Source organism: Oceaniovalibus sp. ACAM 378 (genome assembly GCF_008085915.1).
Taxonomy (GTDB): Bacteria; Pseudomonadota; Alphaproteobacteria; order Rhodobacterales; family Rhodobacteraceae; genus Oceaniglobus.
In genome coordinates, this window is record NZ_VSJK01000006.1 from 258958 (window position 1) to 274078 (window position 15121).

General features: G+C 64.0%; 7 protein-coding genes. 6 read left to right on the forward strand and 1 reads right to left on the reverse strand.

The window, feature by feature from the left end; translation table 11 throughout:
• The first annotated feature begins 218 nt into the window (after positions 1 to 218).
• Together FQ320_RS10060 and FQ320_RS10065 are read left to right on the forward strand one after the other, a co-directional pair.
• On the forward strand, positions 219 to 1760 hold the full coding sequence (locus FQ320_RS10060) for an efflux RND transporter periplasmic adaptor subunit (protein WP_148471773.1): 1542 nt from the start codon (positions 219 to 221) through the stop codon (positions 1758 to 1760).
• A 3-nt stretch (positions 1761 to 1763) separates the two neighbouring features.
• A complete protein-coding gene (locus FQ320_RS10065; RefSeq protein WP_148471775.1) occupies positions 1764 to 5153 on the forward strand; it encodes an efflux RND transporter permease subunit in 3390 nt (1129 codons plus the stop codon).
• On the opposite strand, the gene FQ320_RS10070 is transcribed toward FQ320_RS10065, so the two are convergent.
• A complete protein-coding gene (locus FQ320_RS10070) occupies positions 5150 to 5953 on the reverse strand; it encodes a protein-disulfide reductase DsbD domain-containing protein (RefSeq protein WP_148471777.1) in 804 nt (267 codons plus the stop codon). The genes FQ320_RS10065 and FQ320_RS10070 overlap by 4 nt on opposite strands.
• A gap of 110 nt (positions 5954 to 6063) precedes the next feature.
• Between FQ320_RS10070 and FQ320_RS10075 the strand changes: the two genes are divergently transcribed.
• The 4 genes from FQ320_RS10075 (at position 6064) to FQ320_RS10090 (ending at position 15040) form a co-directional block, all read left to right on the forward strand.
• Positions 6064 to 6639 (forward strand): YqgE/AlgH family protein, encoded by a 576-nt coding sequence (locus tag FQ320_RS10075; RefSeq protein WP_148471779.1) that lies wholly within the window; start codon positions 6064 to 6066, stop codon positions 6637 to 6639.
• An 85-nt stretch (positions 6640 to 6724) separates the two neighbouring features.
• Positions 6725 to 8083: a mechanosensitive ion channel family protein gene (locus tag FQ320_RS10080; RefSeq protein WP_148471781.1), complete on the forward strand. Its 1359-nt coding sequence runs from the start codon at positions 6725 to 6727 to the stop codon at positions 8081 to 8083.
• A gap of 220 nt (positions 8084 to 8303) precedes the next feature.
• Positions 8304 to 10097 carry an autotransporter assembly complex family protein gene (locus tag FQ320_RS10085; protein ID WP_148471783.1) on the forward strand — a complete coding sequence of 598 codons (1794 nt, stop codon included), beginning with the start codon at positions 8304 to 8306 and terminating at the stop codon, positions 10095 to 10097.
• Positions 10097 to 15040, forward strand: a complete 4944-nt coding sequence (locus FQ320_RS10090) for a translocation/assembly module TamB domain-containing protein (RefSeq protein WP_148471784.1) — start codon at positions 10097 to 10099, stop codon at positions 15038 to 15040. The genes FQ320_RS10085 and FQ320_RS10090 overlap by 1 nt, the downstream gene beginning before the upstream one ends.
• Positions 15041 to 15121: the final 81 nt, after the last annotated feature.

The following is a 15121-nucleotide window of genomic DNA, read 5'->3' on the forward strand; positions in this document are numbered from 1 at the left end:
GGCTTGGCCCTTCGGCCCGGTCTGCCGTTGATACGGGCCTGCGGTGCGGGGTTGAGCGGGGGCGTCGATCCGTTCTGAACCCGGGGGGCAGAGAACAGCAGCTCAGCGCCACACGGGTTCGCCGGGCAGGATGCCTGCCCATGCGATAACGTGTATTTGCCTTGGCGAAGTTCCGCTATGGCCCCATTCTGTATCGTGTTGATCGGGAAAGGACACTCATGCGGTTCCTGCGGCGCTCTTTGGTCGGGCTGTTTCTGCTGGCGGCGACGCTGGGCCTGCTGGCCTTGGCGGGCAATGCGATGTTTCAGGCCTTTCAGGTGCGCAATGCCGACAAGGGAGCGCCCCGTCAGGCGCGTGAACGGGTGTTGGCGGTGAATGTCATCGCTTTTGCCCCCGAAACGGTCCTGCCGATCCTGTCCACCTTTGGCGAGCTGCGCAGCCGCCGCACGCTTGAGGTGCGGGCAAGTGCCGCGGGTGCGGTGATCGAATTGGGCGACGGTGTGCAGGATGGCGGTACGGTGACGGCGGGGCAGCTGCTGTTCCGAATCGACCCGACCGAGGCAATGACCGCTTTCGAGGTGGCGCAGACCGACCTGCAAGATGCCGAGGCCGAGTTGCGCGATGCCGAACGTTCGCGCAATCTGGCGCGCGAGGATGTGGAGTCAGCCCGCGCGCAGGCCGATCTGCGGGCCCGGGCATTGCAGCGCCAGCGCGATTTGGCCAGTCGTGGCGTGGGCACCGAGGCGGCGGTGGAAACCGCCGGACTGGCTGCGGCGGCGGCGGATCAGGCGGTCCTGTCGCGCCGTCAGGCCGAAGCGCAGGCGCAGGCGCGGCTGGATCAGGCGGCGACACAACTGTCGCGCCGCAAGATTGCCTTGGCCGAGGCGCAGCGCCGGGTCGACGACACCGAAGTGCGCGCCGAATTCGACGGCGTGCTGGGGGAGGTAACGGTGGTCAAGGGGCGGCTGGTGACCAGCAACGAAAAACTGGCGGCGCTGATCGACCCTGACGCGCTTGAAGTGGCGTTCCGTGTCTCGACGCCGCAATATGCCCGGCTGCTGGATGCGGACGGGCAGTTGACCGGGGCGGATCTCAGCGTATCGCTGGATGTGACGGGGTTCACCCTGACCACGCCCGGGCGGATCAGCCGGGAAAGCGCCGCAGTCGGATCGGGGCAGACCGGGCGGCTGTTGTACGCCACCCTTGCCAGCACAAAAGGCTTCCGGCCCGGCGATTTTGCTACGGTGGATGTGACCGAACCGCCGTTGGAGCAGGTCGCGCGCCTGCCCGCCGCCGCCGTGGATTCGGCCCAGACGATCCTGCTGGTCGGCGCGGATGACCGGCTTGAGGTGGCGGCGGTCGAACTGCTGCGCCGGCAGGGCGATGACGTGCTCGTGCGCGCGACCGATGCGTCCGGCAGGCTGGCCGGGCGCGAGGTGGTTGCCGAACGCTCGCCGCTTCTGGGGGCGGGGATCAAGGTGCGGCCGATACGCCCTGTCATCGGCGATGGCACAGAAGATGAGACCGGGGATGACGGCGGCGATGACACTGGCAATGATGGCGGCGATGAAACCGGGATCGCGCCCACCGCCCCCGCGATGATGGAACTAAGCGAAGAGCGGCGCGCGAAACTTATCGCATTCGTTGAGGGCAATCAGCGCATGCCATCCGAGGCGCGCGAGCGGGTTCTGGCACAGCTCAAGGAGACCAGCGTGCCCGCACAGACGGTCGAGCGGCTGGAATCGCGGATGGGGGGCTAGGTCATGGCGCATCGGCAGATTCCAGCGGTGACGGGCATTCTTGCCTATTTCGCCCGGCATCGCACGGCGGCAAACCTGCTTTTGGTAGTGATGATCGCGCTGGGCGTGGCCGCAGCACCCCGGATGCGCGCACAGTTCTTTCCCGATGTGGTTATCGACAACGTCAGCGTTTCTGTCCGCTGGGACGGGGCGGGCGCCGAAGACATCGACTCCGCCATCGTGCAGGTGCTCGAGCCGACCCTGCTGGCCGTCGAGGGCGTGGAAAGCAGCAGCGCAACCTCGTCCGAGGGGCGCGGGCGGATCAGTCTGGATTTCGAACCGGGATGGGATATGGCGCGCGCAGCCGACGATGTTCAGTCGGCGGTGGATTCGGTATCGACCCTGCCCGTGGATGCCGAAGACCCCGAGGTGCGCCGCGGCGCCTGGCGTGACCGGGTGACCGACGTGGTGATTCATGGCCCTGTCGGGGTCGATCAACTGGGCCGGTTCGCCGATGAATTCACCGCCCGTCTGTTTCAGGAGGGCGTCACCCGGGTGACGATTCAGGGCGTTGCAGCGCCCGAAACCGTGATCGAGGTGCCGTCAATCGCGCTGATCCGCAACAATGTCACCATGCGGGAAATCGCGGCCGCCATCGCACAACAGGCCGCCGCCAACCCGGCTGGCGATGTGGCCGGCAGCGCGCGTATCCGCACCGGGGTGGAACGGCGCAGCGCCGATCAGATCGGTGAAATCGTGCTGCGCAGCAACCCCGATGGCTCCAAACTGCTGATCTCTGATGTGGCCAGTCTGCACACCGAAGGCGTGGATCGCAACCGCGCCTATTTCGTCGGACCCAACAGCGCGATTTCGATCCGTGTCGATCGGACCGACCGGGGCGATGCCATCGGGATACAGCGCCAGGTCGAAGAGGTCGCGGCAGAGATGCAACTGGGCCTGCCCCGGGGTGTCAGGGTCGATCTTATACGCACCCGGGCCGAGGCGATCACCGGGCGGCTGAATATCCTTCTGGCGAACGGGCTGATGGGGATGGGTTTTGTCGTGCTGCTATTGTTCCTGTTCCTGAACGCGCGCACGGCGTTCTGGGTGGCGGCGGGCATTCCGGTTGCGATGACGGCGGCCATCGCACTGATGTATGCCGCCGGTCTGACGCTGAACATGATATCGCTGTTTGCGCTGATCATCACGCTCGGGATCGTGGTGGATGACGCCATCGTGGTGGGCGAACACGCGGATTTCCGGGTGCGCCGCTTGGGCGAAGCCCCGATGGATGCGGCGATCAATGCGGCGACGCGGATGTTTCCGGCGGTGTTTTCTGCGACGCTGACCACGATTATCGCATTTGTCGGCCTGATTGCTGTGGGCGGGCGTTTCGGCAATCTGATCGCCGATATTCCGTTTACCGTCATCGTCGTTCTGATCGCGTCCTTGGCCGAGTGTTTCCTGATCCTGCCGAACCATATGGCCCATGCCATGGCCCATTCCGCCAAGGAACACTGGTACGACTGGCCGTCGCGCACCGTGAACAAGGGGTTCGTCTGGTTCCGCCGGGTGATCTTTCGCCGGATGATGGCCGGGGTGATCTGGCTGCGCTATCCGGTTCTTGCGGGCACCGTTCTGATTCTGGCGTCACAGGTTGCCTTGTTCGTCCGGGGCGATGTGACGTGGCGGTTCTTTTCCAGTCCCGAGCAGGGGTCGGTCAGCGGTAATTTCGCCATGGCTCCGGGTGCGACGCGCAGTGACACCATTGATATGATGCGCGTTCTGCAACAGGCGGTCGCCGATCTGGGCGCGAAATACGAGGTCGAGTTCGGCGTGAACCCTGTTGCCTTTGCCATGGCCGAAATCGGCGGCTCGACCGGGCGCGGGTTGTCGGGTGTCGAGAATAAAGACACCGACCTGCTGGGCTCCATCGCGATCGAGCTGATCGACGCCGATCTGCGGCCCTATTCCAGCTTTCGTTTCGTCGGTGAATTGCAGGACGCAGTGCCCGCACACCCGCTGCTGGAAACCCTGTCGTTCCGCTCTTGGGGCTCTGGCCCCGGCGGTGATGCGTTGGAAGTGGAGATTTTCGGAGCCAGCGCCGAGGTGCTGAAATTCGCCGCCGAAGCGCTGAAGACCGCCTTGGCGCAGTTCCCCGAGGTTTCGGCGCTGGAAGATACGCTGGCCTATGACAAGGAAGAATTAATTCTCGATCTGACCGCACAGGGGCAGGCGCTGGGCATTTCCATCGATGATCTGGGCCGTACCCTGCGCGACCGTCTGAACGGAATCGAGGCGGCGACCTATCCCGATGGCCCCCGCTCGGCCAGCATCACCGTGGCCCTGCCGAAGGACGAACTGACAGCGGATTTCATGGACCGCACGCAGATCCGCACGGGAGCGGGCGATTATGTCAGTCTGGCTGACATCGTGACAGTTCAGCGGCGCGCCGGGTTTTCGACAGTCAAACGCGAAAACGGGCTGCGGCTGGTGTCGGTCAACGGTGACATTTCCGATGACGATCCGGCGCGCGCGGCTGCCATTCAACTGGCGCTGAAGGACAGAATTTTGCCAAAGCTCGAAGAAGATTTCGGCGTTACCACAAAACTGGCGGGTCTGGCCGAACAGGAAAATGCGTTCCTGACCGATGCGGCGGTCGGGTTCGGGCTGTGTCTGCTGGGGATATTCCTGACGCTGGCCTGGATATTCTCCAGCTGGACACGCCCGCTTGTGGTGATGGCGATTATCCCGTTCGGGTTGGTCGGCACGATTTACGGCCACGCCCTGTGGGATGTGCCGCTGACGATGTTTTCGGTCGTCGGGATCATCGGCATGACCGGGATCATCATCAACGATTCCATCGTTCTGGTCGGCACGATTGATGAATACGCAGCTGAACGGGGGCTGATCCCGGCGATCATCGACGGCACAGCCGACCGGTTGCGCCCGGTATTCCTGACCACTGCGACAACGGTTCTTGGGCTGGCGCCACTGCTCTATGAAAGCTCGGCGCAGGCGCAGTTTCTGAAACCCACCGTGGTCACTCTGGTCTACGGATTGGGGTTCGGGTTCGTTCTGGTGCTGCTGGTGGTTCCCGCGCTTTTGGCGATGCAACAGGACGTGGCGCGCCAAATGGCTGCTCTGCGCCGGGCGGTGGCATTCCGGCGCGGAGCGCGGGGCGTCGGATTTGGCGTTGGCCTTGCTGTGGTGCTGATGCTCGGATGGGGCGCGGCGACGCTGGGATCGGTGATCGTCAGCGGTGGCTGGCCCGCACCGCTGGCCGGGTTGTTGCCGGGAGCGTCGGTGACGATGGCGCTGGGCGTATTCCTTGCCGGGGTCGCCGCAGTCTGTCTGGCCGTATATGTGGTGGGCGCGCTGACGGTCGGGATGCGGCGCGGCGTCAGGTCTTAACCGCAGCCCTGAATATCGACGGCCCCATTGCGCCCCAGAACGGTGATCCGCAGCTTGGAGCGGTCGAAGGCAACTGCACCCTGCGACAAAACATCGGCGCTGGCGGTCAATGTTCCGCCCGCCCGGTGCGCAATCGCCGGGGAAACCCAGACATCGGTGCCGGGCAGTTCGAACACGGCGTATTCATTGCCGCCCAGCGTTGGCATGGGGATCGACGCCGTGATCGTTATTCCGCGTTGCGCCGGGTTGACCGAACAGCTCACCTGGCCCACCTGCGCCTCGGCCCGGGTCATCGGCCGGTCGGCCAGTGCGGCGCGGATCCGGGCATCGCGGTGCGCCGCTCCGGGCGACGATTCTGGCGGCAATTTCGCCGACAGCGGCGCGGAAATGGGCACACAGATATCCTGACAAACCCCAATATCTATAGCACCGTCCAAAATGATTTCGCGGGACGGATCACGCGGGCGAAGCTCCATCGGGATCACAACCTGCGTCTTGTATCCGATCGCATTCAACCCGTTCTGGACGAACACTTCGGGCACCGGCCAATGCAGCGTGACACCGGCCAGATTGTCAGAGCCGCGCCAATCGAAATATGCCGGAATTCCTGCATCGCCAGGGGCGCGCCAATAGGTTTTCCATCCCGGTGCCAGTTGCACCCGCAAAGCGGCCATGTGGGTGCCGTTGTCGGTGCGCCAGCCCGGCAGGATATCGATGACCGCCATGTCGCCCACGTCCTGCGCGGTGGCGGGAAGCGTAAAGGTTACGGCAAGGGCAAGGGAAAGCAGTGTGGTTTTCATCACATGACCCTAGCCAACGGGGCCGCGATTGGAAATCACATTGCGGCGATATTCGCGTGTACGCCTTTGGTCACCTTGCACATGCCGCCCCTCTGGGCCACGTTCATTGCATGAGCAGGGCACACAACACTGACGATTTGACCGGCAAACTGCTGATCGCGATGCCCGGCATGGGCGATCCGCGTTTTGAACGGTCGGTGATATTTATTTGCGACCATAGCCCCGACAGCACGATGGGGTTGATCGTCAACAAACCGCTGCCCGATGTCGCCTTTGCGACCCTGCTTGACCACCTGTCGATCCGCGCCGATGACCGGACACCGCCGATGCCGGTGCATTTCGGAGGGCCGGTCGAATCGGGGCGCGGGTTCGTGCTGCATTCCGCCGAATACACCGGCGATGACACGACGCTGAAGATCGGCACAGACTTCGCGATGACCGATACGCGCGATATCCTCGATGATCTGGCGGTGGGCAAGGGGCCGGCGCGGGCGATCATGGCACTGGGCTATGCGGGTTGGGGCCGGGGACAGCTGACCTCCGAGATCGGCGCAAACGGCTGGCTGACCTGCGAGGCGGATGCCGATGTGGTGTTTGCGCCGGGGAACGAAGGCAAATGGGGCGCTGCGCTTGCCTTGCTGGGGATCGACCCGTTGACCCTGTCGACCACTGCCGGGCGGGCCTGATCGCCGGGGCGACGTCGCTTTAAGCGACCGGCGCTTGCGGCATCGGGGCGGTCATGCGACGCTGTAATCCACCTTTGGAGGCAGGATGGACCCCGGCTTAGAGTCGCTGATCGGGCATGTTCAGACGCTGTGGATGCAGCTGGTGGCGCAGGCGTCGAGCCTTACGTTGCCATCGCGCCTGTACCAATTCGAGATCATTCTGGGATGTATCGCACTCGCCTGGCTGATGGCCCGCGTGACAGGCGAACGGATGCGCGAATGGATGCGCGGGCTTGAGGGTTGGCCCAAGTGGCGGCTGCGCGTGTTGCTGACCGTCAACCGCCGCCTGCATCTTATCTGGTTCATTCTGCTGATCTGGGGCGCGACCTGGATCATGCGAAGCATCCACATCTTTCCCTCACGGTCGTTCCTTCTGGCGCTTGCGGGCAGCATCGCCACCGCATGGCTGCTGGTGGTGTTCGCAACGCGGCTGGTGCGCAACTCGGCGCTGCGCTGGGTCGTGCGCTGGGGGCTGTGGATCTATGTCACGCTCTATTATCTCGGGTTGGTGGATGAAATCAGCGGATTTCTTGACAGTGTGGCATTGCAGCTTGGCAATTTCCGTCTGTCGCTGCTGACGCTGATTCATGCGCTGGTTGTCACCGCAATCCTGTTCACCGGCGCGCGGCTGGTCACGCAGGTGACAGCGTCGCAGATCCGCACGAACGAAAGTATCAGCCCGTCGATGCGGGTGCTTTCGGTCAAGCTGTTGCAGATATTCCTGTATGGCGCGGCGTTCTTTCTGGGGCTCAAGGCGGTCGGGTTCGATCTGACCGGGCTGGCGGTGCTGTCGGGGGCGATCGGTGTCGGGCTGGGCTTTGGGTTGCAAAAGGTGGTCAGCAATCTGGTGTCGGGGATGATCATCCTGCTCGACAAGTCGATCAAGCCGGGCGACGTGATTTCGCTGGGTGAAACCTTTGGCTGGATCAACGCTCTGGGTGCGCGATATGTCAGCGTGGTCACCCGCGACGGCAAGGAATATCTGATCCCGAACGAGGATCTGATCACCGGGCAGGTGGTCAACTGGTCGCATTCCGATAATTTCGTGCGACTCGATATATTTTTCGGCACGGCCTATCGCGACGATCCGCATCTGGTGCGAAAAACCGCCATTGCCGCCGCGAAAAGCGTGTCGCGCGTTCTGACGACCACAGAGCCGGTCTGCCACATCGTCGGTTTCGGCGACAGTTCAGTGGATTACATCCTGCGATTCTGGATCTCGGACCCGACGCAGGGCCTGACCAACATTCGCGGCAATGTCTTTCTGGCGTTATGGGATGCGTTCCGGGCCGAGGGCATATCGATTCCGTTCCCACAGCGCGAAGTGCGGATGTTGAAGGATGGCGAAGAGCCCGATGAGGCCACCGTCGATCAGGGCTTTCTTAACAAAGCCGCACCCGACTGATCGCGCGGTGTTTCTGAGCACACATAAGGGTTCACACCATCATCCGGCCATTCAATTGCGTGACAAGCGCGACATACCGCCTAGGTTGCAAATATTAGCGTTTCGTACAGTGAACTTTCGGTGAACTTTCGCGAATTCCGGGCGTTTGTGGTGTACTGCAACGCTGGCGTTGCGTTGTATTGCAAGATACATTGGCGATAAAAGTTTGGGGGTCGGCAGCGTGGCAGGTGAACGAGTTGGACGGACGTGGCAGGGATATGCCGCCCTTGGTGCTGTTCTGGTCACCGCATGGCCTGCATTGGCGCTCGACAACCTTGAATTTACCGCGCCGGGGGCTGACGACGCCCTGTTGGACGGATTGCGTGCCGCATCTCTGTTGGTGGCCGCCCAGTCCGAAGATGTACAGGACCCTCAAGAACTTCTGGCCGCCGCTCTTGCCGATTATGGCCGGCTGGTCGGGGCGCTTTATGCCGATGGCCGTTTTGGCGGGGTGATCAATATAACCATCGACGGACGCGAGGCAGCGGCGATCCCGCCACTTGACCCGCCGGGTGCGATCCGCACCATCGCGGTGTCGGTACAGCCCGGCCCGCAATATCTGTTTTCCGAAACCACGGTCGCCCCGCGCGCGCCCGATACCGAACTCCCCGATGGGTTCGTGATCGGTAAGCCCGCGCGCACCCCGGTGATCCGCGACGGCGTATCGGCAGTGGTCGAGGGCTGGCGTGACGCCGGGCGCGCCAAGGCCGCCGTTTCATCGCAGAAGTTAACGGCGAACCACGACCGCGATCAGGTGGGCGTGAACGTCGGGATTGCCCCCGGCCCGCTGGTGCGGTTCGGCGATTTGCTGCTGAAAGGCGGCGACCGGGTGCGTCCCGCGCGGCTGCAAAAGATTGCCGGGCTGCCGGTGGGCGAGGTTTATTCGCCAGCGATGATTGACAAGGTCGCGACTCGTCTGCGCCGCACCGGGGTGTTCAAATCTGTCGCACTGACCGAAGCCGAGCGTCTTGGCCCCGGCGATACTCTGGATGTCACAGCGACGCTGGACGAAGAAAAGCCGCGCCGGTTCGGTGCTTCGGCCGAGCTGTCCTCGGTCGAGGGATTGCGGCTGGCCGGGTTCTGGATGCACCGCAATCTGCTGGGCGGGGCTGAGCGGTTGCGGTTTGAGGGTGAAGTCGCCGGGATCGGCGGTGGCACGGGGGGCGAAGATTACCGCTTTTCCGTCCGCTATGGCCGCCCCGCGACACCGGACCCGGATACCGACCTTTACGTGCTGGCGCTGGTCGAACACGATGACGAGCCTGACTATATCTCCGATTCCGGCACTCTGGGGTTCGGGTTTACCCGTTACCAGACCGACGAACTGACGCTTGAGGCCGGTCTGACGTTTCGGTTTTCCAAGGATAAAGACGCCTTTGGCACGACCCGGTTCAGCCATGTAAACCTGCCTTTGGGCGCAACATACGACAGTCGCGACATGGCTCTGGATGCGACCAAGGGATATTTCGCCGATGTCGATCTGATGCCGTTCATTGGTGTCGCAGGCAGCGAAACCGGCGCGCGACTGGCCTTTGACACTCGGGCCTATCGCAGCCTTGGCGAAAAAATCGTGCTGGCCGGGCGGGTTCAGGGCGGATCGATCATCGGGGCATCGGTGCTGGGGGTGCCCAACGATTACCGGTTCTATTCGGGCGGAGGCGGCACAGTGCGCGGGCAAAGTTATCAGTCGTTGGGCATCACGGTGAACGGCAACGACACCGGCGGGCGCTCGTTTCTTGGCCTGTCGGGCGAGCTGCGCGCAACGGTGCGCAAGAACATCGGTGTCGTCGCGTTCGCAGATTACGGCTTCATCGGCGAAGGCAGCTTTGGCGGCACCGGCGACAGCCATGCCGGCGCGGGTCTGGGCCTGCGATATCTAACGCCCATCGGGCCAATCCGGCTTGACGTGGCGGCGCCCATTGGCGGCACCGGCAGTGGCGCACAGGTCTATGTTGGTATCGGGCAGGCATTTTGATGACATATATTTCGCGCCTGCTGATCGCCCTGCTGATCCTTGCTGTTCCCGTCTCATCGCCCGTTGTGGCGCAGGACGAAGATGGCGGTGGCTTTCTTGAACGGTTGATCGAAGACAACCTGTCCGGGGCAGGGCGGGTCGTGACGATTCAGGGCTTTGCCGGTGCGCTCAGCTCCCGCGCTCGGCTGGATACATTGACCATTGCCGACAGCGAAGGCGTCTGGCTGACCCTGCGCGACGTGGTGCTTGACTGGAACCGTTCGGCCCTGTTGCGCGGACGGTTGGAGGTCACCGAGTTGACGGCGGCGGAAATCCTGTTGCCCCGCGCTCCGGTTTCGGAATCCACCGCCCCATCTCCCGAGGCGACGCCGTTCAAGCTGCCGGACCTGCCGGTATCGGTGCAGATCGGCAAAGTGGCAGCCGAAAAAGTCTCGCTGGGCGAGGCGCTGTTCGGGGCCGCCGCTGATGTATCGCTGGAGGGTTCGGTGTCTCTTGCCGGTGGTGCGGGCGAAGCGGATATCGCCATCCGCCGGATCGACGGGCGCGAAGGATCGCTGACTCTTAAAGTGGCCTATGACAACGGCACCGAGGTGCTGGCGCTGAACCTTGACGTGGCCGAGGGCGAAGACGGGATCGCGGCGAACCTGCTGACCCTGCCGGGCAAACCTTCGGTTCATCTGACAGTGGCAGGCGACGGCCCGCTGGCGGATTTCACTGCCGATATCGGCTTGGAAACTGATGGCGAGCCGCGGATTACCGGCACGGTTGCGTTAAGCGCCGATGGCACGGGCGATGCCGTCACCCGCCGGTTTTCCGCCAACATCGGTGGCGATATCGCGCCGGTGTTCGCGCCGCGCTATCGTCCGTTCTTTGGCCCTGACATACGGCTGATTGCCGAGGGACAGCGCGAACCGGACGGGCGTACCGTGCTCGACCGCTTTTCACTTACCGCGGATGCGCTGTCGCTGAATGGTCAGGTGGTGATCGCCGCGAATGGCCTGCCCGAAAAGATCGACGTGACAGGCGAAATTATCGCAGCTGACGGCACCTCGGTTCTGTTGCCGATGGGTGGCGAAAGCACGCAGGTGGGCCGGGTCGGCCTGAACGTGCAATTCGACGCGGCGCAGGGCGAGGATTGGACCGGCGATATTACGCTGGAAGATCTGGATCTGGCGACCATCGATATCGGCCGGGTGGTGTTGGACGGTTCGGGACAGATTGCCGACGACGCCGGTGCCAAGACGGTCACCGCCGGTTTCGATTTCAGTGTGACGGGATTGTCTGCCGCCGATCCCTCTGTGGCGCAGGCGTTGGGCGATTCTGCAACGGGCTCCATCGCGATCGACTGGGCGACAGGTGCGCCGCTGGCTCTGCGAAAGCTGCGGCTGACGGGGGCAAGCTTTGATCTGGACGGGTCGGGGCAGGTGACATTTGGCGACCGGGTTCTGGCCACCCTCAAGGCCGTGTTGAACGCCGATGATCTGACCGCATTCTCTGGGCTGGCGGGGCGGACGCTGGACGGTTCAGCAGCGCTGGACATCGATCTGAGCGCCGCCCCTCTGGACGGCAGTTTCGATGTGACGCTGGGCGGCACGGCCACCAACCTGTCAGTCGATCAGCCGCAGGCAGACGCTCTGCTGGCCGGGGAAACCCGGCTGAGCCTGCGCGCCGACCGCGATGAAACCGGCACGCGGCTGTCTGAACTGACCCTGACCAATCCGGCGCTGGAGCTTGCAGCCAGTGGCGATTTGAAATCCGAGGCAAGCAGCCTGCGCGCAGACATCCGTATGGTGGAGTCCGCCGTGCTCGATCCGCGGCTGTCCGGACCGATCGAGGTGACCGCACTGGCGCAGCAGGCGGGCAGCGCGTGGAATTATGAACTGCGCGGCGCCGGTGCGGGTGCCGAGATCGACAGCACCGGCACGGTCAGCGGACTGGATGATCCGTCCTTCCGCATCACGACCGAAACCAAGGCGACCATTGCCGATCTTGCCGGATTTTCCGGGTTGGCCGGGCGCGATCTGGCCGGGTCCGCTGACCTGCGGGTCAACGGCTTTGTGCTGGCCGATCTAAGCCTCGCCGATGCGACCGTCGACGGCACCACCCAAGGTATTCGTATCGGCGATGCGCGGATCGACGATCTGTTGATCGGGCAGACCGATCTGTCATTGCGGGTTCAGCGCGACGGTCCTGTCGTGACATTCCCCCGGTTCACGCTGAATGGCGCGGGCGCGGGCCTGCGCGCCACCGGCTCGGCCGAAGTGCGCGGCGTGATGGATGCCGCACCGCTGATCAGCGGCGCGGTGGAGTTCAGCGCCAACCGGTTGTCGCCATTCTCGGCCCTGGCCGGTCGCCCGCTGGACGGGGCAGTGACGGGCAAGGTTTCCGGCTCGGCGCGGATGGATGGGTCCGAGGCGGATCTGCTGATTGATGCCAATGGGCGGTCGGTGCGGACCGGAATCGACGGGCTTGACCCGGTGCTGGCCGGGATCGTCGAGCTGGCGGGTCGCGTAAAGCGTGTGGAGGACACGGTCACCATCGACGATCTGGTGCTGAGCGCCGAAGCGCCGGGCCTGCGACTGACCGGTTCGGCGCGGGCCGAGGACATCACCGGTTCCGCGCCTCTGGCGGCGCTCGACGGCACATTGGCGGTGGATGACCTGTCGAAATTCTCGGGCCTTGCCGGGCGCGAGTTGGGCGGCGCGGTGGACGTGACGGTGGATGCGACCGCGCGCACTGGCCTCAGCGTGCTGGATGCGGTGCTTGACGGTGAGACACGCAATTTGCGTCTGGGGCAGGAGAATGCTGACCGCCTGTTGCGCGGCGTGACAAAACTGGCGCTGAGCGCCCGCCGCGATGGCGATGTGATCGACCTGAGCCGGCTGAACATCACCAACCCGCAGATCACGGCGGTGGCCGATGGCCGCTATAACGCCGGGCAAAGTGCGCTGAAGGCCGATGTGACCATCGCTGATCTGTCCGATCTGGATGCCCGGATGACCGGGAGCGGCAAGGTCAATCTGTTCGCCGAAGAGGTGGGCGATGTCTGGCAAGTCACGCTGGACGGGGATGCCGCCGACGCCGTGGTGCGCGCCACGGCCGAGGTGCGCAATGCCCTGAGCGGCAATCCGACGGTCGCCGGATCGGCCAATGTGGATGCACGAGATCTGTCGCGGTTTGCGCCCTTGGCCAACCGGCCTTTGGGCGGCGCACTTACCGCACAGCTTTCGGGTAGTGCGCGCGCCGATCTGGGTGTGTTCGACGTGGACGCAACGGTGGACGGGCGCAACCTGCGCATCGGCGTACCCGAGGCCGACCGGATTCTGGGCGCGCAAACCGACCTGCGCATTGTTGCCCGGCGCACCGGCCCGGACAGCCCGATCGACGTAGAGACGTTCCGCGCGCAAACCCCAATGCTGAGCGCGACGGCAAACGGCACGGTTCTGGGCAACGACGCAAACCTGACGGTTGATGCGCGGCTGGCCGATATCGCGCCCTTTGTACCCGGTTTCAGCGGCCCGGTGACGGCGGGCGGGACGATACGCAGCGCGGGCAGTACGCTGAACCTGAATGTCACCGGGACCGGGCCGGGGGGGATCACCCTGCGCGCCACGGGGGATGTGCAACAGGATTTCAGCCGCGCGAACCTGTCCGTCGCGGGCAGGGCGCCTTTGGCATTGGCCAACAGTTTCATCGAACCGCGCCTGCTGGACGGAACTCTGGCATTCGATCTGGGCATCAACGGTCCGCTGGCGTTGTCGTCGGTCAGCGGGCAGCTCTCGTCTTCTGACGCGCGTCTTGTGGCTCCGGCGCTGGGTGTGGTGCTTGAGAATATAGCCCTGACCGCCAATTTGGGCGGCAACACCGCGCAATTGAACCTTCAGGCCGAAAAACAGGGCGGCGGGCGGCTGACCGTCACCGGCCCGATCACGCTGAGCGGTGGATTCAATGCGGATCTGGCGATTGACGCGAGGGGCCTCGTTTTCGAAGACCCCCGGCTGTATCGCACGGTGCTGGATGGGCGGATCGGCGTCAACGGACCTTTGACCGGCGGGGCGCGGATTTCGGGAACGCTGAATCTGGGCGAAACCGAAGTGCGGATCCCGTCAACCGGGCTGGGTGCAACGGGGCCGATCCCCGACGGGTTGGTTCATGTCAACGAACCGGCAGCGGTGCGCGCAACCCGTGAGCGGGCCGGAATGATTGAACAGGCCGGATCGGGCAGCGGCGGATCGGGCGGCGGTGTTGCTTATCCACTCGATCTGACAATTCAGGCCACAAACCGGATTTTCATCCGCGGTCGCGGTCTGGACGCCGAGATGGGGGGCGCGCTGACGCTGCGCGGAACGACGGCCAATGTCATTCCGGCAGGGCAGTTCGATCTGGTGCGTGGGCGGCTTGATCTTCTGGGCAAACGGCTGACGATGGACGAGGGGCGGGTGACGCTTCAGGGCGATTTCACGCCGTTTATCCGGCTGGTGGCGCGCACTGACGCGGGTGATGTCGTCGTGATCATCGTTATCGAGGGCGAGGCACTGTCGCCCGAAATTGATTTCCTGTCGGAACCGTCACTGCCCGAGGAAGAAGTGCTGGCGCGTCTGCTGTTCGGCAAATCGATCACTTCGATTTCACCGCTTCAGGCGGCGCAGCTGGCATCCGCCGTGGCGACACTGGCGGGCAAGGGGGGCGATGGCGTGATCGGCAAGCTGCGCAATAGCTTCGGGCTGGATGATCTGGACATCACCACCGACGACGAGGGCAACGCCGGAGTGCGCGCGGGGAAATACCTGTCCGAGAATGTCTATACCGATGTGACCATCGAGGCCGGGGGCGATGCGACGATCAATCTCAACCTCGATCTGTCGCCCTCGCTGACGATCAAGGGCGGCGCGAGCAACAGCGGTGAAACCTCTCTCGGGATATTCTATGAAAAGGATTATTGATCGCGGGTTGCGGACCGGCGATCACTGAACGCGGCGCATCCCAGCCACGTAAGGGGGCAGGGCCCGGCGGATCGTGATCCT